At 30.5% G+C, this 22,083-nt stretch carries 20 protein-coding genes and 1 riboswitch; of the genes, 4 read left to right on the forward strand and 16 right to left on the reverse strand.

What is annotated here, in order from left to right; genetic code table 11:
- Nucleotides 1-4: 4 nt before the first annotated feature.
- From C4R78_RS07020 to C4R78_RS07065, 10 genes are all read right to left on the reverse strand, one after another.
- Entirely contained in the window at nt 5-808 is an 804-nt protein-coding gene (locus C4R78_RS07020; protein WP_103896369.1) for an ABC transporter substrate-binding protein, read from the reverse strand.
- Between the two features lie 34 nt (nt 809-842).
- Nucleotides 843-960: riboswitch (molybdenum cofactor riboswitch) on the reverse strand.
- A gap of 37 nt (nt 961-997) precedes the next feature.
- Nucleotides 998-1,372, reverse strand: a complete 375-nt coding sequence (locus C4R78_RS09720) for a YkvA family protein (protein ID WP_423236640.1) — start codon at nt 1,370-1,372, stop codon at nt 998-1,000.
- An 11-nt stretch (nt 1,373-1,383) separates the two neighbouring features.
- Nucleotides 1,384-2,301 carry a pseudouridine-5'-phosphate glycosidase gene (locus C4R78_RS07030; protein ID WP_103896371.1) on the reverse strand — a complete coding sequence of 306 codons (918 nt, stop codon included), beginning with the start codon at nt 2,299-2,301 and terminating at the stop codon, nt 1,384-1,386.
- A gap of 52 nt (nt 2,302-2,353) precedes the next feature.
- Complete coding sequence (gene cysS / locus C4R78_RS07035) at nt 2,354-3,751, reverse strand: cysteine--tRNA ligase (RefSeq protein ID WP_103896388.1); 1,398 nt, start codon at nt 3,749-3,751, stop codon at nt 2,354-2,356.
- A gap of 103 nt (nt 3,752-3,854) precedes the next feature.
- Nucleotides 3,855-5,309, reverse strand: a complete 1,455-nt coding sequence (gene gltX, locus C4R78_RS07040) for a glutamate--tRNA ligase (RefSeq protein WP_103896372.1) — start codon at nt 5,307-5,309, stop codon at nt 3,855-3,857.
- 100 nt (nt 5,310-5,409) lie between these two features.
- On the reverse strand, nt 5,410-7,233 hold the full coding sequence (gene typA, locus C4R78_RS07045; RefSeq protein WP_103896373.1) for a translational GTPase TypA: 1,824 nt from the start codon (nt 7,231-7,233) through the stop codon (nt 5,410-5,412).
- Nucleotides 7,234-7,329: 96 nt separating this feature from the next.
- Nucleotides 7,330-8,202: a DMT family transporter gene (locus C4R78_RS07050; RefSeq protein ID WP_103896374.1), complete on the reverse strand. Its 873-nt coding sequence runs from the start codon at nt 8,200-8,202 to the stop codon at nt 7,330-7,332.
- Between the two features lie 118 nt (nt 8,203-8,320).
- On the reverse strand, nt 8,321-8,425 hold the full coding sequence (locus tag C4R78_RS07055) for a MetS family NSS transporter small subunit (RefSeq protein ID WP_103896375.1): 105 nt from the start codon (nt 8,423-8,425) through the stop codon (nt 8,321-8,323).
- Nucleotides 8,426-8,435: 10 nt separating this feature from the next.
- Entirely contained in the window at nt 8,436-9,944 is a 1,509-nt protein-coding gene (locus C4R78_RS07060) for a sodium-dependent transporter (protein ID WP_103896376.1), read from the reverse strand.
- Between the two features lie 62 nt (nt 9,945-10,006).
- Nucleotides 10,007-11,386, reverse strand: a complete 1,380-nt coding sequence (locus C4R78_RS07065) for a tryptophanase (protein ID WP_103896389.1) — start codon at nt 11,384-11,386, stop codon at nt 10,007-10,009.
- A gap of 176 nt (nt 11,387-11,562) precedes the next feature.
- Here C4R78_RS07065 and C4R78_RS07070 point away from each other — a divergent pair, with 176 nt between their 5' ends.
- On the forward strand, nt 11,563-11,979 hold the full coding sequence (locus tag C4R78_RS07070) for a hypothetical protein (RefSeq protein ID WP_103896377.1): 417 nt from the start codon (nt 11,563-11,565) through the stop codon (nt 11,977-11,979).
- Between the two features lie 40 nt (nt 11,980-12,019).
- Here the strand turns inward: C4R78_RS07070 and proS are convergent, their stop codons facing one another.
- Nucleotides 12,020-13,588, reverse strand: a complete 1,569-nt coding sequence (proS, locus tag C4R78_RS07075) for a proline--tRNA ligase (protein WP_103896378.1) — start codon at nt 13,586-13,588, stop codon at nt 12,020-12,022.
- A gap of 105 nt (nt 13,589-13,693) precedes the next feature.
- Between proS and C4R78_RS07080 the strand changes: the two genes are divergently transcribed.
- The gene (locus C4R78_RS07080) at nt 13,694-14,665 is read left to right on the forward strand and encodes a M15 family metallopeptidase (RefSeq protein ID WP_103896379.1); all 972 of its coding nucleotides are present in this window, start codon (nt 13,694-13,696) and stop codon (nt 14,663-14,665) included.
- A gap of 7 nt (nt 14,666-14,672) precedes the next feature.
- Here C4R78_RS07080 and ispF read toward each other — a convergent pair whose 3' ends face one another.
- From ispF to nrdD, 5 genes are all read right to left on the reverse strand, one after another.
- The gene (ispF, locus tag C4R78_RS07085; protein WP_103896380.1) at nt 14,673-15,143 is read right to left on the reverse strand and encodes a 2-C-methyl-D-erythritol 2,4-cyclodiphosphate synthase; all 471 of its coding nucleotides are present in this window, start codon (nt 15,141-15,143) and stop codon (nt 14,673-14,675) included.
- A 44-nt stretch (nt 15,144-15,187) separates the two neighbouring features.
- Nucleotides 15,188-16,171 carry a YeiH family protein gene (locus C4R78_RS07090; RefSeq protein ID WP_103896381.1) on the reverse strand — a complete coding sequence of 328 codons (984 nt, stop codon included), beginning with the start codon at nt 16,169-16,171 and terminating at the stop codon, nt 15,188-15,190.
- An 85-nt stretch (nt 16,172-16,256) separates the two neighbouring features.
- Entirely contained in the window at nt 16,257-17,144 is an 888-nt protein-coding gene (locus C4R78_RS07095; protein WP_103896382.1) for a LysR family transcriptional regulator, read from the reverse strand.
- A gap of 87 nt (nt 17,145-17,231) precedes the next feature.
- The gene (nrdG, locus tag C4R78_RS07100) at nt 17,232-17,723 is read right to left on the reverse strand and encodes an anaerobic ribonucleoside-triphosphate reductase activating protein (protein ID WP_103896383.1); all 492 of its coding nucleotides are present in this window, start codon (nt 17,721-17,723) and stop codon (nt 17,232-17,234) included.
- 41 nt (nt 17,724-17,764) lie between these two features.
- On the reverse strand, nt 17,765-19,798 hold the full coding sequence (gene nrdD / locus C4R78_RS07105) for an anaerobic ribonucleoside-triphosphate reductase (protein WP_103896384.1): 2,034 nt from the start codon (nt 19,796-19,798) through the stop codon (nt 17,765-17,767).
- Between the two features lie 308 nt (nt 19,799-20,106).
- Here nrdD and ppcA point away from each other — a divergent pair, with 308 nt between their 5' ends.
- Both ppcA and C4R78_RS07115 read left to right on the forward strand, forming a co-directional pair.
- Nucleotides 20,107-21,711 (forward strand): phosphoenolpyruvate carboxylase, encoded by a 1,605-nt coding sequence (gene ppcA, locus C4R78_RS07110; RefSeq protein WP_103896385.1) that lies wholly within the window; start codon nt 20,107-20,109, stop codon nt 21,709-21,711.
- A 141-nt stretch (nt 21,712-21,852) separates the two neighbouring features.
- Nucleotides 21,853-22,083: transposase (locus tag C4R78_RS07115; RefSeq protein ID WP_173689746.1), on the forward strand; the 231-nt coding region annotated here is incomplete at its 3' end.

Here is a 22,083-nt window from a genome sequence, read left to right on the forward strand (position 1 = left end):
CCTATCACCTTTTCTTATTTAAATTAAAAAGAGGCTGTCCATACTTATCCAAGCCATATTCCTTTATTATTTTTTGCCCTTTATCTGATAAGATCCAATCAACAAATTTTTTAGCCAAATCATAATTATGATGTATCTTATTAGGATTTAAAAGAACTATGCTATATTGATTTATAAGAAGAGAACTATTTTGAGATAATACATCTAAATTTAAAGAATTTTTCATGGTAATATAGGTTGCTCTATCAGTTAAAGTATAAGCTCCTTTTTCACTTGCCATATTAAGTACCTGCCCCATTCCTAGACCTGAATCTATGTAGTTTTCCCATTTTTGATCTATATTAGCTTCTTGCCAAATCTTCTTTTCCCTCTGATGTGTTCCTGATTCGTCTCCTCTTGATATAAATTTTGCTTTATTCTCATAAATCAATTTAAAAGCCTTTATAGGATCATTGTAAGCTAAATTTTTTATATTAGCAGGATCCCTTGGAGGACCTACAATTAAAAAATCATTATACATAATTTCAATCCTTTTTAAACCATATCCCCTTTTTATAAACTCTTCTTCCTTTTCCTTTGAATGAACAAACAAAAGATCTGCATCCCCTCTTTTGGCAATCTCTAAAGCCTCTCCTGTCCCTCTTGCAATTACTTTAACTTTTATTCCTGTATCCTTTTCAAACTCTGGAATTAAAGAGTCCAAAAGACCTGAATCCTGAAGGCTGGTTGTAGTAGCCAAAGTTATAGTCTGACTTGAAGAGCAAGACATTAAAATAAACATTAAAAAGATAAAAATATACTTTTTCATAAAAAAACCTCCTTTCGCAATTTACGAAAGGAGAATATAATCCCTATATTCTCCTTTCCAAACGGGAGGCAGAGCCGTTTCCAACTCTACCCTAACGGCCTATAAACCATAGCCCAAGCCTTAGGTTTATAGGCTCGGAGAATTTCTTAGTTACTTTGTTTATATTTTATCATAAATACCCAAATATTTCTATAAAAATTTTTTAATAATGACATATAAAATTAACACCCATATTATCCCTATAAACATTGCCGCTATGACACCTTTTTGTTTAGCATCCTCTAAGTTTGCTTCCTTTTCCTTACACTCCTTTAAAACTTCCTTTGGAATCAATTTAATTGCAATTAAAATTCCAATAGGAAGAACTACTAAATCGTCTAAATATCCTAATACAGGTATAAAATCAGGAATTAAATCAATTGGACTTAAAGCATAGGCAATAACTAAACCTGCCCATATTTTTGCATAAATTGGTGTTTTAGGATGTTTATAGGCAAGATATAAAATATATAAATTTCTTTTTAACTGTTCAGTTCTTTCTTTAAGAGATTCAAGCTTTACCACTAAACTCACCCTTATAATAATAAACTTAACTCCTTTGAAAGATTTGCAGCAAGCCTAGCATTGTTATATACAAGCTGTATGTTTGCCTCAAGACTTTTCCCTTGAGTAATTTCCTTTATTTTTTCTAAAAGAAAAGGCGTTATTTCTTTTCCTTTGATTTTACTTTCTTCAGCTTCTTTTAAAGCATCTTCTATGGCTTTATTTATGGTTTCATAATCCATTTCATATTCTTCAGGAATAGGATTTGCAATCACTACCCCACCTTTTAAACCAAGTTCCCATTTAACAGATATAAACTTTGCAAGTTCTTGAACAGAATCTATACTAAAGTCAAGTTTAAATCCACTTTTTCTTGTGTAAAATGCAGGGAATTCATCTGTTTTATAACCTACAACCGGAACCCCAAATGTTTCAAGATACTCTAAAGTAAGACCTATATCAAGAATTGACTTTGCTCCTGCACAAACTACAGCAACATTAGTATTTGCAAGCTCCTGCAAATCTGCAGATATATCAAAGGTCTTATATGCTTCTCTATGAACTCCGCCTATTCCACCCGTTGCAAATACTTTAATGCCCGCAAGAGCTGAAATTATCATAGTTGAAGCCACCGTAGTTGCTCCATCAAGCTTTTTAGAAACCACAAAGGGAATATCCCTTCGGCTTACCTTTATAATTTCTCTTCCTTTTTTCCCTATATATTCTATTTCATCTAAAGATAACCCAACTTTTAACCTACCATTTATTATTGCAATAGTTGCAGGAATTGCACCATTTTCTCGTATTATTTTCTCTACATTTAATGCAGTTTCTACATTTTCAGGATATGGCATTCCATGAGAAATAATAGTAGATTCAAGCGCAACTACTGGATCACCTAATCTTAAAGCTTTTGCAACTTCCTTTCCTATCTCAAGATAATCAACCATAAAACATCCCCTTTTAATTTTAACTTGAACTTAGGGTAGCCCTAAGTTCAAGTTAGATTCTTCTCCACCTTACCCCTTGAGGTGTATCTTCTAATATTATTCCCATTTCTTTTAACTGCTCTCTTATTTTATCAGCAAGAGCATAATTCTTTTCCTTCCTTGCTTTTTGTCTTTCTTCAATTAATCTTTCAATTTCTTCATCTAAGCTTACCTTTGTTGATTTTTCAAGTATTCCAAGAGGACCTCCAAGCTCTCTTATTAAATTTAATGCTTTTTGAGCAAGTTTTTTAGCCGAGGTCTCCTTTATATTAGTATTAACTTCCCTTACAAGGTCAAATATTATAGAAATAGCATCTGCAGTATTAAAATCATCATCCATAGCTTCAATATATTTTTCTTTAAAGCTATCTAATCTATTATAAAACTCAACTTCTTCATCCTTTAATTCTCTATCTTCTGAAACCTCAATAACATGTTCAAGATGAGCAACTGCATTATACAATCTTTCAAGGGCTGATTTTGCCTGATCTAATAAATCCAAACTAAAGTTTATAGGATTTCTATAATGTCCTGAAAGCATAAAAAGCCTTATAACTTCTGCATCATATTTTTCAAGTATCTCCCTTGCTGTAAAGAAGTTATTTAAAGACTTTGACATTTTTTGATTATTAACATTCAAATATGCCACATGCATCCAATAATTCGCAAAAGGTTTCCCATTCCTTGCTTCACTTTGAGCTATCTCATTTTCATGATGCGGGAAAATAAGATCAGCTCCACCGCCATGAATATCAATAGTTTCTCCTAATAAAGTACATGCCATTGTTGAGCATTCTATATGCCATCCTGGTCTTCCAGGTCCCCATGGACTATCCCAGGCAGGTTCCCCTTCCTTTTTAGCCTTCCATAAAGCAAAATCCATAGGATTTCTTTTTCTTTCATCAACCTCTATTCTTGCACCTGCTTCTAAATCCTCAATACTTTGATGTGAAAGCTTTCCATATTCTTTAAATTTTGTTGTATCAAAATATACATCTCCATCTACAACATATGCATACCCTTTATCAACAAGATCCTTTACAAACTCAATTATTTCGTTTATATATTCTGTTGCCCTAGGATTTTGCGTTGCCCTTTTAATCTTTAAATTATCTGCATCTTTGTAGTATTCCTGAATATATTTTTCTGCTATATCCTTTACAGTTACTCCTTCTTCATTTGCTTTTTTTATCATCTTATCATCTATGTCAGTAAAGTTTTGAATAAATTTTACTTTATATCCTCTATACTCCAAATATCTTCTTACAGTATCAAATACTATGAAAGTTCTAGCATTTCCTATATGGAAATAATTATAAACAGTAGGTCCGCAAGCATACATCTTTACTTCGCCTTCATTTATAGGTTTAAATTCCTCTTTTTGTCTTGTCATCGTATTATAAATCTTTATAGCCACAAAATCATCTCCTTTCTTAAATACTGCCTTTCAAAAAAGCCCCTTCATCTCATAGAGACGAAGGGGGCAAAAACTTCTAGCCTTCCTTCATAAATTATTATATTAAATTTTTCTTTACAAAATCCAATCTTTTTAACATCCTGTCTTTTCCAAGTATTTCAATTATATTAACAAGTTCTGGACCATGCATCTGTCCAGTAAGGGCAACCCTTATAGGCATAAATAAAGCTTTTCCTTTTGCACCCGTTCTATTTTTTAATTCCTTAAATACATTTTGTGCAAAATTAGCATCAGCAACTTCAACTTCCCTTACCATATTTTCAAATTCATTTAAAAGATTTAAAACATGCTCTTGTTTTAAAACCTCTAACGCTTCATCATTTTCAACTTTAATTTCATCATTAAAGAATATATGAACATGGTTAACTATATCACCAACAAATGGAAGACCATCCCTTACAGTTTCAACAACCTTTGTTATCCATTCTCTATTTTCCTTTGCAAATTCTTCAGTTATAAATCCTGCATTTACAAGGTGAGGAATAGCAAGATCAACTATTCTTTCAATCGGACTTTTTCTTATGTATATTCCATTAATGTGGTTAAGTTTATCTAAATCAAAAACTGCAGGATTTTTTACAACCCTGTTTAAATCAAACTTTTGAATTAATTCATCAAGGGTAAATATTTCCTCTTCTCCTTCAGGAGACCATCCTAAAAGCGCAAGATAGTTTATTATAGCCTCTGGTAAATATCCAGCATCTCTATATTGTTCAACCCAAGTAGAACCATGGCGCTTACTCATCTTTGTCCTATCTTTTCCCAAAATTAATGAAACATGTGCAAACTTTGGTATTTCAAATCCTAAAGCCTTGTATATTAAAATTTGTCTTGGTGTATTTGAAAGATGTTCTTCTCCTCTTATTACTGTTGTAATTTTCATAAGATGGTCATCAATTGTAACAGCAAAATTATAAACAGGGATTCCATCGGATTTTACAATTATAAAATCTCCTATATCCTTTGAATGAAACTCTACTCTACCCCTTACTATATCATCTACAACTATAACTTCATCATCAGGAACTCTAAATCTTACAACTGGCTTTCTACCTTCCTTTTCATACCTTTGTCTCTCTTCTAAAGTTAAATTTCTACACTTTCCTGAATATCTTGGCATTTCGCCTCTTTTTAAAGCTTCCTCCCTTTCTCTTTCAAGCTCTTCTTCAGTACAGTAGCAAAGATACGCTTTCCCTTCATCTAATAGTTTTTGAACATAAGGTCTATATAAATCTATCCTTTCAGTTGATCTATAAGGGCCATATTCTCCACCAACTTCTATTCCTTCATCCCAGTTTATACCTAACCATCTTAATCCTTCAATTATAACCTTTTCTGATTCTAAAGTAGAACGATTAAGATCTGTATCTTCTATCCTTAATATAAATTTTCCTCCTGTATGTCTTGCATAAAGAAAATTAAAAAGCGCTGTTCTAGCTCCACCGATATGCAAATGCCCTGTTGGACTTGGGGCAAATCTTACTCTCTCCATTAAAACACCTCCAAAATAATACGCTTCTTTTTTAATTTTAATTATAATTTAAAGTTTTTTCAACATAAATATATGGCTGTTCGAAAAACGCGAACAGCCATTATTTTTTCTTTGCTTCCTTTTTTCTCATCTCAGGATTTAATATCTTCTTTCTCATTCTTATGCTCTTTGGCGTAACCTCTACAAGTTCATCACTTGCAATAAACTCAAGACACTTTTCAAGGGTCATCTCAACAGGAGGAGTTAGCCTTAAGGCTTCATCAGAACCTGCAGCCCTCATATTGGTTAGATGTTTTTTCTTGCAAACATTAACATCTATATCCTCTGACCTTGAGCAAACACCAACAATCATACCTTGATATACTTGTGTGCCAGGGCCTATAAAAAGCGTTCCTCTCTCCTGTGCATTATAAAGTCCATAAGTTGTAGCCTCACCTGTTTCAAAAGCAACTAAAGCTCCTCTGCTTCTTTCTGGTATCTCTCCTTTAACAGGTTCATAACCATAAAAGATATGATTCATAATGCCATTTCCTTTTGTGTCAGTTAAAAATTCATTCCTGTAACCTATAAGTCCCCTTGCTGGAATTTTAAATTCTAACCTTGCATATCCATTTATAGCAGGAGACATGTTTACCATTTCAGCCTTTCTTGCTCCAAGCTTTTCTATAACAATTCCAACATATTCTTCAGGAACATCTATTGTTAAAAGTTCAATAGGTTCACATAAAACCCCATCTATTTCTTTATAAATAACCTTTGGCCTTGATACCTGAAACTCATACCCTTCTCTTCTCATGGTTTCAATTAAAATAGAAAGATGAAGTTCTCCTCTTCCTGCTACCTCAAAAGCATCTGATGAATCCGTTTCACTTACCCGTAAACTTACATTTGTCTCTAACTCTCTAAAAAGCCTATCCCTTAAATGTCTTGTAGTTACATATTCTCCTTCTTTTCCCGCAAAAGGACTATCGTTTACGCTAAATGTCATAGAAATAGTAGGTTCATCTATTTCAACAAAGGGAAGAGGTTCAGGATTTTGAAAATCAGCTATAGTCTCACCTATATTTATTCCTGAAATTCCTGCCACAGCAACTATATCTCCAAGCTCAGCTTTTTCAACTTCTTCTCTTTTTAGACCATTAAATGTATATAAAGTAACTACTTTGCCACTTCTTATGCTTCCATCTTTTCCGCATATAGCAACCTGCTGATTTTTTCTTATTGTTCCCCTTTCAATTTTTCCTATTGCAATCCTTCCTACATACTCATTTGAATCTATTGTTGTTACAAGCATTTGAAGAGGAGCTTCTAAATAACCTTGTGGAGCTGGAACATGATTTAATATCGTATCAAATAAAGGTTCAAGATTATTAGATTCATCCTTTAATTCATACTTTGCAATACCATTTTTAGCTGAACAATAAACTATAGGAAAATCAAGCTGTTCATCATCTGCTCCAAGCTCTAAAAACAACTCAAAAACATCATCAATAACTTCTTGAGGCCTTGCATCAGGCCTATCTATTTTATTTATTACAACAATGGGTTTTAATTTAAGCTCCAATGCCTTTTTTAAAACAAATCTTGTCTGAGGCATAGGTCCCTCAAAGGCATCTACTAACAATAAAACTCCATCTACCATTTTTAATACTCTTTCAACTTCCCCACCAAAATCTGCATGACCTGGAGTATCAACAATATTTATTTTTGTCCCTTTATAAAATACAGCTGTATTCTTTGAAAGAATTGTAATTCCTCTTTCTCTTTCAAGTTCATTAGAATCCATTACTCTTTCTTCAACCTTTTCATTTGCTCTAAAAACTCCACTTTGTTTTAACATAGCATCAACCAATGTGGTTTTTCCATGATCTACATGGGCAATTATAGCAATGTTTCTTATATCTTCTCTTATAAATCTATCCATATTAACCTCCTAAAAACTCAAGTATCTTTTGTTCACAAAATTTAAATTTTACTCTAATTTTGTTTTTGTGTCAATGTCCAAAAATGTCCTTTAAAATTAACTTTCCTCTTTTTTTAAAAGAACAACTGAAAATATAACCATAATAATTCCAAATATTTGAGATATACCTAAGCTTTCTTTCATAAAAACAAAAGATAAAATAGCCGCAGAAGGAATCTCAAGGGTGCTTATAATAGAAGTAGTAACAGGCCCTACATACTTAATAGCAGAAAAAAGCAAAGTAAGAGGAATTATTTCACAAAATACAGCAAGAAAAGTTGCATTTAAAAAAGAATTATAGCTTACATTCGCAACCTTAAGCAAAAATTTATAATTGAAAATAAACAGAACAATTAACGAAAATAATGTGGAATAAAAAGTTATAAATATCTCTTCAACATCATCAACAATATACTTAGCATATATATTTAATCCTGCATAAAATATTGCCGATAATAACCCCAAAATAACCCCTAATAAATAATTATCATTTAAGTTTACGTCGGATAAATTTAAAACAAGAATACATCCTATTAATGTTCCAAAAATTGCCATAATCTTTGTTTTTGAAAGTTTTTCTTTTAAGACGAAGGCGCTAAAAAGTGCTACTAAAGAAGGATAAGTGTATAAAAGTATAGTAGTAACTGCAACATCTAAATATTTAAAAGAAGAATAAAAACATACCGTCATCAAAGTATTAAAAATAGCCCCTTGTATAAAAAGCTTTTTTAATATATCTTTAGATAAAATAATTTTTTCCTTATATCTTATAACTAAATAAACAAAAAGTAAAAATCCTGCTATAACATATTGAAGCATTAAAAGGTCGACAGGAGAAAAATTAGGTTGGTATCCACTTTTTACAAATATACCTGACGATCCAAAAAAAATGGCTGACAAAACCCCATATATAATACCTTTTGTTTTCATTTTTACCTCCTTAACAATTCTGTTAAATCCTTTAATATAAATTTATCCCCTACCCATAAAGGTAGGGGATGATATCTTACTTACTATTTTAACATTTAAGAAAATAGCGTCAAGACAGTTATTTTTTCTTTTCTACTTTTACAGCCTTTAAAGTAAAAAATGTTAAACCTCCAAATAAAATAGTACAACCAAATATAAGCATAGCTATAGCGCTTTTATCCATAATATCACCTCTAATCCTCTATCTTTAAAACTCTTTCATCAGGCCAAGGTTTTTTGCTTAAAATTTTTCCTATAACAAAAATTCCAACTGCTATGGCCCATCCAAATACTATTAAAGCAAGATATGAATATCCTCCATAGGGCGTTTTAAACTCTGATAATATGTTATCTACCGTCATATATCCAAATAATACTGGAGTAATATATTTTACAAGATATACCCACCAATTTCCTACCTTTATATCAGAATATTTATTAACCTCATCCCTCATCTTTTCTGCTTTATAGACATATGCTAAAACAACAACTTCTATAAAACCTATTAACGCAATTCCATAATTTCCTATAAAATGGTCAACGATATCAAGTATATAAACCCCTGCTCCTGTTGAAAACAACAAACTTCCTAAAAAACCTCCTAAACAAACATTCCTGACAAGTTTATCCCTAGATGTATTCACATACTTATCAAGATATGCCGATGCAAAGGATTCAACCATAGATATACTAGATGAAATACCTGCAATTATTAAGCATAAGAAGAACAAAATACCTATAATAGCTCTTACCAATGCTCCTCCTGGCATAAGATTTATAGCATTAGGGAAAGCAACAAAGGCTATTCCTGGACCTGCTTTTATAACCTTATCCATTGGAAGATTAGATGCATAGCATGCATATCCTAACGTGCTAAAAACACAAAGACCTGCTAAAAAGTCAAAACTTGCATTTGCAAATACAGTTATACAAGAATTATTAACTATGTCAGATTCTTTAGGCAAATAGCTTGCATAAGCTGTCATAACTCCAACAGCAAGAGTTGTTGAAAAAAAGACTTGAGCATAAGCCGATATCCATATCTTACCATTCATTATCTTTGAAAAATCAGGTTTTAAAAACCAATTAAGACCATAAGCTGCTCCCGGTAAAGTAATTCCTCTTATAGTTATAATTATCATAAGAATTGCAAGGGCTGGAGTCATAAAACGACAAGCTTTTTCAATTCCATTTGAAATTCCTTTTTTAGTAATAAAATAATTTAAAAACCAAACTAATGCAACTGCTAAAACAATCTTCCATCTTAGTCCATCAAAATCAAAAGGTCCACTGCTTATAGCAAGAAACTTTGAACTAAAAAATTCATTGGGATCTTTTCCCCATGCTCCTTTAAAAGCAAATATTAAATAATTAAAACACCATGCTATAACAACTGAGTAGAATGAACATACTACTAAAGGAATCATAACCGGCCACCAACCAAGCCACTCTAGCTTTCTATTAAGTTTTGCAAAAGCAAGGGTATTAGCCCCCCTCATCTTATGTCCAAAACCAAATTCCATAATCATAAGCGGAACGCCAGCAGTTAAAAGTGCAACAAAATATGGTAGTAAAAATGCTCCTCCTCCATTTGAATAAGCTGTATAAGGAAATCTCCAAAGATTCCCAAGACCAACCGCCGCTCCTATGGTAGACATGATAAATCCAAATCTTGAACTCCAAGAATCTCTTTTAGATTCCATATTTCATCCTCCTAAATTAAATTTATAAAAATGGCTGTGAAAATCCTCACAGCCATTATAGCCTATTCAATGGGCTTTAATCTTGCTGTAAAATGCCTTAACACTTTGGGCTCATATACAATTTCAAGCCCTTTTAAATATGGCGCTTTATCTTTTATTGAGATAAACGCATCTGCTACTACATCCATATGATCATTTGTATATACTCTTCTTGGAATCGTTAATCTTACAAATTCTAATGGAGATTCAAGTTGCTCTCCTGTATCAGGATCGCGTCCTAATAAAAATGAACCAATTTCAACTGCCCTAATACCTGATTCTAAATACAATTCATTACATAACACCTGTGCAGGAAATTGATAATATGGAATATGTGGAAGAAGTTTTTTAGCATCTACAAATACAGCATGCCCTCCTGTTGGATATTGTATAGGAATTCCTGCTTCTCTCAATCTTTCTCCAAGATATGCTACTTGTGAAATTCTATAGTCAAGATATTCAAAATCCACACCTTCTCTAAGTCCTCTTGCTAGAGCCTCCATATCTCTTCCTGCTAAACCACCATATGTAATAAATCCTTCCATTGGAACAACTCTTGCTCTGCATTCGTTAAACAATTCCACATCCTCTTTTATACCCAAAATTCCACCAATATTTACTATAGCATCTTTTTTAGCACTCATAGTAAATCCTTCTGCATAAGAAAACATCTCACGAACTATCTCAACAATACTTTTATCTTCATAACCTTTTTCTCTCTTTTTTATAAAATAAGCATTTTCTGCAAATCTTGCAGCATCCATAAATACTCTTATTCCATATTTATCCGCAATTTCCTTCACACCTTTTATATTAGCCATTGATACAGGTTGACCACCTGAACTATTGCAAGTTACTGTAATTAATATAAATGCAATTTCATCTCTACCATGTTTCTTTATAAAGTCTTCTAGCTTATCTAAATCAAAGTTTCCCTTCCAATCATAATATTCTTCAGTATTGAAAGCCTTTTCAGTCACAAGATTAACAGCTCTTCCACCACAAAGTTCAATATGAGCCTTTGTTGTGTCAAAATGCATATTTCCAAGAACATATTGACCTTTTTTCTTAATTAACGAGGGAAATAAAACTTGTTCTGCACCTCTACCTTGATGAGTTGGAATTACATACGGATAACCAATAATATCTTCTACTGCTTTAACGAGATTATAATAATTCTTACTTCCTGCATAAGCTTCATCTCCTAACATAAGTCCTGCCCACTGATTATCACTCATTGCCCCAGTTCCACTATCGGTTAAAAGGTCAATATAAACATCTTCTGACTTTAAAAGAAAAGGATTATACCCCGCTTCTTTTAATGCTTTCTCTCTATATTCTCTTGTCGTCATTCTTAAAGGTTCAACCATTTTAATTTTAAATGGTTCTGGTTTTCTTTTAATTGCCATATTATCCCCCCTGCATATTTCCTTCAATCCCTTAATAAAAAATATTATGAAATTTTTTTATATATTCCTTTTTCACTAAAAAACAATTAAGATATATAATCCACCTTCCTATACATTTATAAAACATAAAAAACATATTATATACTAAGAAAAAACATGGGGGGATTTTTTTGGAGGAAAGAAAAAATTCAGAGATAATTTCTATCCTTTTTAAAATGCAGAATATACAAAAAGCTATTTTAAATTCGATAAAACATTTAAAGGGAATAAAACCAATCAAAGATTCAATTGAAATTTATAATAGTTGTTTTAATACTCTACACGAAGCTTCTATTTATTTTTTTCAAGCAACAGGATTTCTAAAGGCTGAATATATAAACGGATGCCTTTCCTACACCGGCAAAAACTTTCTACTAAATAAACTGTTCATACCCGCCTTTAGAAACTTTCAAAGGCTTCAAAATAACCTAAAATCAATTGAAGTAGATGATATATATTCAGAAAGCCTAAAACTTTTACAAAACAAAGTAGAATATATAAACTGCTCTTTATTTAGCGTATTATCTGATATAAATAATTTAAAATAAGATTAAAATCTGCTAAAAGGCTAAAGCCTTTTAGCAGATTTTAAAACTTAATTTTATCATAAATTTTTTCAATTTCAACTTCTTCAACTTCACTTGAATTTCTAAACTTAAATTCTAAAACTCCTTCATTAATCTTTTTCCCTACAATAATTCTCATTGGAATTCCTATAAGATCCGCATCATTAAATTTAACTCCAGCCCTTTCATTTCTATCATCTATTAAAACTTCAACTCCCATATCTTTTAAATTTTTATATATTTCTTCTGAAATTTCCATCTGCAATGAATCCTTTATATTAACAGGGATTATTATAACTTTATATGGCGATACTGAAATAGGCCAGATAATTCCCTTTTCATCGTTGTTTTGTTCAACAATAGAAAATAAAAGCTTATTTATATTTATGTAATAATACCCAATAACAATAGACTTCTCTTTTCCATCATTATCTACAAAGTTTATACTCATTTTCTTTGAATATTTATCTTTTAGTTTAACAATTCGTCCAACTTCTATTCCTTTTTTTATAGAAACATCAAAGCCACATACAGGGCACTTATCATAAGGAGTAAATTTTCTAAAATCTCCTAAAATTCCCTCAAAATCCCTGCCATAATTGACGTTTATAATATGATATCCTGTTTGGTTCGCTCCCACGATCATATTTTTAGTGTTTTTAACCTCATAATCTACTAAAAGCATATCAACATTTATTCCTATAGGCCCTGCAAAACCAACCTCCGCACCAGTAGCTTTTTTTACAATATCCTCATCGGCTAACTCAAGACTTATACAATTTAAATAATCCTTAACTTTTAACTCACTTACATCTCTATCCCCTCTTACCATAACTGCAATAACTTTATCATCAGCTTTATAAATTAAAGTTTTTGCTATTTTTTTTGAATCTTCCCTAAAAAAATTTACAAGTTCTTCTATTGTTTTGATACCTGGAGTTTTGACTTTTTTTATATCCTTCATCTGTTCTTCTTTTTCTAAATCAAAATAACAAGTAGGAACCCTTTCTAAATTCTCTTGATAACCACAATTTGAACAATAAACCGTTTCAAAATCCCCTAAATCAGATTCTACTATAAAACTTATACAATCATCATCTTTAATTTCCTTATAATTTAAACTGCACCTTTCAAATATTCTTTGATAAGCTTTATGCATATTATAAAATGTTTCATCAAGTTCCTCAAGCCTTGAATGGAAGCTATACGCTTCCTTAATTCTAAATTCTTTACTTTTTAGTAAACCATGTTTAGGCTTTTGTTCATCTTTATATCTTGTATTAATTTGATAAAATTTTAAAGGTAAATCCTTATAAGACCTTACTTTTTCCTTTAGCATGTTAAAAAAAACATACCCATAATTATCTACATTAGAAAACGTTGAAAACAACACCTCTTGAAAATCTTTTTCAACCTCTTCCCTTATAATTTCTTCAATCCTTTTTAAAACCTTAACTCCTAAAGGCAAATAGTTATAAAAACCAGGTGTCATTTTTGTTATTAAAGCTGCCCTCAACATTAATTGATGACTTTTTGCTTCTGCCTCCGGTGCTTCCTTTAAAGTTGGTAAAAATAAATTACTAATTCTCATTTTATCCCTCCTTAAAAAACCCTTACTTTAATTTTAACATTTTTATGGATTATGTTGTAAATAATTCTATTTTAAAGTAAAATAAATTTAAAAGGAGGGTAGAAATTGAAAAAAATAAGGCTTATCGCATTAACTTTTATATTTACAATTATAACCACCTTCCATGTTTGTGCCAATAAATACCATAACATATATGTAAATAACACTAAATTAGATATAAAAATATTTTCAGATTTAAATATACATAACGGAAAAACTTACGTTAGCATAAAATTTAATGATTCAAAATCCTTTTTAATATTATCCACCAATGCCTTATACAATATAGAAAATAATAATTTATACATATCAAATATTCCTTCTAAATCAACAAACTTTTTTCTTATTAAACTTACTAATAAAAATACAATAAGCGAGATTTTACCATTGAATTTAGATAAAAATAATTTTTTAATCCTTGTTAATCAAAAGAACCCTCTTTCTAAAAACTTTACACCTTATAACTTAACAACATATAACAACTACAAACTTGATAAATCTTGTGCTTTAATGCTTGATAATATGTTAAAGGATGCATCAAAACAAGGAATAAAAAATTTTGTAATAAAGAGCGGATATAGAAGCTATAAAGATCAATCCATTTTATATAATTCCTATCTAAATAAATTTAAAAAACTTTACCCTAAAAACTATCTAATCATAACTTCAAAATATATTCAAAAACCTGGCTGCAGTGAACATCAAACAGGACTTGCCGTCGATATATCTTCAAAGGATATACATAAATATAAATCCTTTGAAAATACTCCTCAGTATAAGTGGCTTTATAAAAATTCGTGGAAATATGGATTTATATTAAGATATCCTAAAAATAAAACCTACATAACAAAAATAAATTTTGAACCTTGGCATTTTAGATTTGTAGGATTCCCCAATTCAGAATACATTTACAAAAATAATCTAACACTAGAAGAATATATAAAACTTTTAAGATCAAACAAATTTATAATTTTTAAAACCCATGACAATCAATACTTTATCATAACCTTACAAGGTTATAAAAAAATAACCCCATAAAAAGGGGCTATTTTTTTAATATTGTAACCGCATGGGCGGCTATTCCTTCTTCTTTTCCTGTAAATCCTAATCCTTCTTCAGTTGTGGCTTTAACATTAACGCAATCAATATCAATTTCTAAAGCTTTTGCAATATTTTCCCTCATACTAAGTATATAATTTAAAAGTTTTGGACGTTGAGCTATTATAGTAGCATCTATATTGCAAACTTTATAACCCTTTTCTTTTATTAACTTATATACATGTTTTAATAATTCTAAACTATCAGCTCCTTTAAATCTTTCATCATTATCTGGAAAATGCCTACCTATATCTCCTAAGGCTGCTGCGCCTAATACAGCATCCATAATAGCATGAACTAAAACATCCGCATCTGAATGGCCTAAAAGTCCCTTTTCATAAGGTATTTCCACGCCACCTAATATAAGTTTTCTTCCCTCTACTAATCTATGAACATCATATCCGTGACCTATTCTCATCTAATTCACCCCTTAAATTTTATAAGCTCATATTTATTATTTTTTTAAACTATATGCGACATTAATAAACTTATTAACGAAATAAATAAACTTGATATAATGCCTAAATATAATGGCTTAAGTCCTACCTTTTTCATTGATGCTATATTTAAATCTAAACCAAGTCCAGCCATAGCTAATGTCATCAAATACCCATCTATCTTAACTAACAAGTCTAATATATTCTTAGGAATTTGAACAATAGAATTTATTATAACTATCACAAGAAAAAACAACACAAAATGCGGAACAGAAACATTTTTTAAACTTAACTTTCTGTTTTCTCTTTTTGATGAAGCTAAACTCAATATTAATGTAACAGGTATAATAAATAAAACCCTCGTTAACTTAACGATAGTTGCCTGTATTCCCACATCATTTGAAACAGCAAATCCTGCTGCAACTACCTGAGCAACTTCATGTATTGACGCTCCTGTCCAAATGCTATATAGTTGTGAATTCATTTTAAAAATGTTAAATATAACCGGATAAATAAACATAAAGATAGTTCCTAAAACAGTTATAACTCCTATAGAATAAGCAACATCTTCTTCATCTGACTTTATAATAGCATTTGTAGCCGCAATAGCTGCAGCTCCACATATAGAAATACCTGTTGCTAATAATATGGTTAATTTTTGTTTTAAATTAAATTTCTTACCGAGGTAATTTGTAAGCAAAATAGCAGATGTGCTTGAAATTAAAATTATAATAACAGCTTTAGGTCCAATTTTTAAAATTTGTAAAAAGCTAAGTTTAAAGCCAAGAAGAACTATTGCAATTCTAAGTACCTTTTTAGAACAAAATTTAATTCCATCTTCAAATTTTCTTGATACGCCTACTGTATTTTTTATTAATCCTCCAAGTATAATTGCTATTATCAATGTGCTTAAATTAAGCTTTTTTATTATCCATATGCTTTGAAGTAAGTATGCTAAAAAAGTAACAATTATACCTGCTATAACACCCGGGATAATTTTTGTATCCATAATTTTAACACCTCCTTTTTTAATTTTAAACTCAAACAAATCATAAGTAAAATAATATTATTTTATATCATTTATAATCTATTAGTTATATATTAACAAAGTTGTATGCATAATCAATAAACACATTCAGTAGATTTGAAAAATATTTATCCTTATGATGTATAAAATAAAATTTCCTACTTAAATTAACATCTTTTACCTTTAGCATAGAAATAAGCCCTAAGTTTACTTCATCCTTAACACACCTTTTAGACACACAAGAAATACCTAAATTAGCTATGACTGCTTTTTTTATAGCTTCTGTGTTTCCAAGCTCAAAGGCAACTTTGTATTCTATACCGCTTTTATAAAATGCCTTTTCAAAAACCTCCCTCGTTCCACTTCCAACTTCTCTTAATATAAACTTTTCCTTCTCTAGCTCCTTTTTGTCTATTTCATTAAATTTAGCTAACCTATGATTTGAAGAGACTATAACCACAAGCTCATCATCACAAAAATCCTTAACCACTATTTCCTCTGAATAAATAGGTCCTTCAACAAAAGCAACATCAATTTTGTTTTCCAACAGCATACTCTCGATAATCTTGGTATTTTCAATTGCAATTGAAATTTCAATATCTTTGTATATATTACTAAAACTTCCAATTATTTCAGGAAGAAGATAAATCCCTATCGTCGTACTTGCACCTATCTTCAATTTCCCATATTTTAAATTAGCAATATGCCCTATTTTAGTTCTACATTCATCATAAATATTTAATATTCGCCTAACATACCCTAAAAAAATTTTTCCTTCATAAGTTAAATAAAGTTTTTTACCAATTCTCTCAAAAAGCTTAACCCCAAGCTCTTCCTCTAATTCAGAAATAGCCATACTAACTGCTGGTTGACTTATATATAAATTTCTAGCTACTTCTGTCATATTAAGAGATTTAGCTACTTCAAAAAATATTTTTAGTTTTCTTTCGTTCATCCTTGTACCTCCCTTCTAATTCTAAGCCAAGCTTAAGTTCATTATAGCAAAAATTTATTATAAAAACTTAGGGCTGCAACTGCAGCCCTAAAAATCTACGGTTATTACCTTATTTAATTCTAAACTTCTTTTAACATCAATAATCCTTTGATTCCTTGAACCCCTAAATTTTAATTTTAAATCCCTCTCCTTTAATATAAAAGGTCCATCTATTAAAATATCTATGTTTTTCAGTAAGTTTAAATATTTATCTTCTTTTATAAGATCATCAAAATAAAATCCTGAATAAGCAATAATATGATAGTTATGCTTTTTTAACATATTTGCAAGATAAGAAAATGCTTCCGCCTGAAAAAAAGGATCTCCTCCTGTAAAGGTTACCCCATCTATAAATCTTCTTTTTAAAATATCATTATAAATATCTTCAACATCCATTAAAACTCCTTTATTAAAATCATGAGTTGATGGGTTATGACATCCTTTACAATTGTGACTACACCCTTGAGCAAAAATTGCATATCTTATTCCAGGACCATCAACAAAACTTTCCTTTTCTATTCCCGCTATTCTTATTTTCATATTATCACCTCATTTTATAAAATTAAGCGGCATTTTGCCGCTTAATCCCATGAATGTTTTACTCTATCATAAAGTTCTTTTTTCTTGGCATCATTAAATCTATCAATTGTAGATAAATACCCTGTTATTCTTCTTATTCTCCTTATATCCTCACTACCACATTCTGGACATTCGTTGTGTATTAAACCTCTATATCCACATACTCTACACTCATCTATAGGGAAGTTAATTCCTGCATATCCTACATCACATTTTGCCATCCATTTTAATATTTTTTCAAAAGCTTCTAGGTTATGCTCAAGTGTTGATGGAAGTTCAACGTACGTTATATGTCCACCATTACAAAGCTTATGGAACCTACCTTCTATTTCAATCTTGTCAAATATACTTATTTGATAATCAACAGGAACATGATATGAATTAGTATAATAATCCTTATCAGTAACCCCTTCAATTATTCCAAATATCTTTCTATCTATTGGAACAAAACGTCCTGCTGTGCCTTCTGCTGGAGTTGCATAGCAAACAAAATTAAGGCCTGTTTCTTCTGAAATTCTATCTGTATAATTTCTTATATATTCAACTATCTTATAACCTAATTCTAAAGCTTCTTTGCTTTCTCCATGATGCTTTCCAATTAAAGCTTTTAACGTTTCTGCAAGTCCTATAAAACCTATACCTAATGTTCCATTTTTTATCGCTTCCCTTATTGTATCTTCCTCTTTTAAATTCTCAGATCCCATATAAAGCTTTTGTCCCATAAGGAAAGGAAGATCCTTAACCTTAAGATTTGCAACTACCTCAAATCTGTGTAAAAGTTGTCTTTTACATAAATCAAGTATTTCATCTAAATTCTTAAAAAATCCCTCTATATTTTGGAATCCTGCCTTTAAAGCCAACCTTGGAAGATTTATTGTAACAGGTGCTATATTCCCTCTTCCTGCTGAAATTTCAAGTCCATTTCTATTTTGAATAGTTCTTGTTCTACATCCCATGTAAGAAATTTCATCACCATACTTTGCATTAAAGCTTGAATCCATAAAGCTAAAGGTTGGATTCATCCTATGGGCTGCAACCTTCATAGCTAGTTTAAACAAATCATAATTTGGATCGCCCTCTTCAAAATTTACACCTTTTTTAAGCCTAAACACAAGGTTAGGGAATATAGGACTTTCACCTCTTCCAAGCCCTCTATCAAAAGCCTCTAACATAGCCCTTATAACCATTCTTCCTTCTTCCGATGTATCAGTTCCAAGATTTATACTGCTAAATGGAACTTGTGCCCCTGCCCTTGAATGCATACTGTTTAAATTATATACAAGGGCTTCCATTGCTTGATATACTTCTTCATAGGAAGGCTTTTCCTTAAAAGTTCTTATAACCTCTGCCATGGACTTATCAAAATGTGGGAAACTTTGTCCTCCATACATGTCATTTTGATTGCTTTGAAGAATTATAGCAGCCTGAGCTGTTGCAGAAGATATTCTCTTAGGTGGACGAATATATCCATATCCTGTATTAAATCCATTTAACAAGAGTTTTGTAAGATCTATTTGAAGACAATTTAATGTCTTTCCATAAAAATCCAGGTCATGGATATGTATGTCTGCATTTATGTGAGCTTTTGCCATTTCCTCTGGAATTACATTGTGAAGATAATACTGCTTGCTTGCTGCTGAAGCTATTTGAAGCATTTTTGCTGATGGAGAATTCCCTATATTTGCATTTTCTCTGCTTGTTTCCTTTAAAATTTCTTTTACAATATCCATAAGTTCACTTTTTGCTTCTCTATATCTAGTTCTTTTATCTCTATAAAGTATATATGCCTTAGCTGTTTTTGCATGTCCGTTTTCAATTAAAACTTTTTCAACACAATCTTGAATAAACTCAACAGATGGAATCTCATCCTCAGGCAAATTACTCATCATATAAGAAATAACTTTTTCTGTAAGCTCCTCGGCCTTTAAATAGTCAGTCCCTCCAACATTTTGAGCTGCTAAAAATATGGCCCTTGTTATCTTTTCCTTTGTAAAATTTACAACTCTTCCGTCTCTTTTCCTAACCTTTGTAAACATTAAAATCTCCCCTTCATCCCACAACATTTTGTGCACTCTATGAATTTTAACCACTATATATAGTCTTGTCAAATTAAAATTTATTTATTTTTTAAAACAAGACCTGCTAAATTTGATATATCTATCTGTTTCTTTTTATATTAAATCAAATTTTTGCTTGACGTTATTTTGAAATAATAGTTTTAAAAAAATTCAATTTCTACCACAAATATATTAATTTGCTAGTATTTTATATATAAAATTGAATTTTATGTATCCTAATATTTCATACTCGAATAAAATATAATATAAAACTTTGGAGGGATTTTATGAAAATTCCAAAAACAATGGCAACACAGCACCCCGACAATGCAAAAGAATATATATCAATCCAACAAGAACCGCAGGAAGCCGTTTTATTGCTTTTACCTCAAGAATTAGGTGGACTTGGAATTGAAGAAATTATGATCGACTTTGAGGGGAAATTAACTCCCTACCATCAACCCCTTCAAGTGGCTACTGAACTTTTTCAAAAGGGATTAATTCCGGGAAAAGATGTTTTTATAACACCAAGACTTTCAAATGCAGATAAAGAAACTATATTCAGACAAATTATGTGTATTATGGCTGCAGTTGAGACAAACATATCTATGTTTGAAAAGACACAAATTCAAGCAATAAAAGAAGTAATAGTTCCCATGTGTGAATCCTCTAAAACTCTCCTTGAAACGTTATCTCGAATAAAATCAGTAATTGAGCTTGGAAATAAAAATTTTAATATAAAATTTGATGAAAACTCAATCAATATAATTCCTTTATTTGAAGATGTAGTATCCCTTGTCAATATAGACAAACTATTAGAAGAGTATATATCAGAACTTAACTATAAACCTAAATATATAAGATTTATGATAGGAAGATCCGATTCAGCTCTATCCTATGGAATGGTATCAAGCGTATTAGCTGTTGTTTTATCAATATATAAATCAAAAATTTTTAGTGAAAAAAACTCTATAGAAGTTTATCCTATAATGGGTTGTGGAACTTTGCCTTTTAGGGGGCAATTGACATATGAAAATATAGAAAACTTTCTTAAAACATATTCAGGAGTAAAAACAATAACAATTCAATCTGCACTAAGATATGACCATGGATTTGAAAAAACAAAAAATATTATAAAATACATTGAAAATAATATTGATAAATACACTACAAGAAGTTTTTCAAAAGAAGATATATTTTTAATTAAAGAATTTATAGCTACATTTTCAAAATACTACCTTCAATCCTTTGTTAAAATTGCAGAAACTGCTTCAAATATATCCCTTCTTATTCCAAAAAACAGAGATAGGTTATCAACATCCAAAAAAGGAATATCATACTATAGGGAATTTATTGATATAAACAAACTTATAACTTTAACTACAAATCAAGAACTTAAAAAAGAACTCTTAAAAATAGATACATCTTTAGATACAAATATACCAAGAGCTATCTCCTTTACTGCATCTTTATATACCATAGGAATGCCTCCAGAACTTTTAGGAACAGGAAGAGCACTAAAAGAAATAAAAAATAAATATGGAGAATATGCAATTGAAAAACTAATAGAATTCTATCCTCAAATAAAAAACGATATGACATTTGCTTTAAAATATACAAATCCTAGTATTTCTAAAAAATTTATACCTGAAGAAATAAGAAAAGAATATGAAATGGACATTAAACTTACAAATAGCATCCTTAATATAAATTTCGATATAGAATCTAACATTGAAAATAGCTTTTACCATACCCTTTTAAAAACCGCACACCCAATTCTTCTTCACCTTTTAGGAAAAGAACCTCAAATATTAGATAACAATTGCCAGGAATATAACATCTTAAAGGAGCTTATAGCCAAATTAGGAAGCATAAGAGGAGGATTAGGATAAAAAAACTTTCCATCCTCAATGGATGGAAAGTTCAGATTGTTGACAAAGTATAATTTTAAAAAGAGAATCCATCACAAAAAAAGGATTCTCTTTTTTTATGTCGAAATATAATAATATACGAAGTAATAAAGGAGGATAAGTATGCTAACAATCAACAAAGATAAAATTCGTAGAGAACAAGTTGAATTTATCTCTGTTGACCAATTGGTTCCAGAAGATCATTTAGTTAGAAAAATAGAAAAAGCTATCAATTTTGATTTCATATATGATCTTGTAAAGGACATGTATTGCTTAAATAATGGGAGACCAAGCATAGATCCTGTTGTATTAATTAAAATAGTTTTAATTCAATATATGTTTGGTATAAAATCT

Source organism: Caloramator fervidus (assembly GCF_900108045.1).
GTDB classification, from domain to species: Bacteria; Bacillota; Clostridia; order Clostridiales; family Caloramatoraceae; genus Caloramator; species Caloramator fervidus.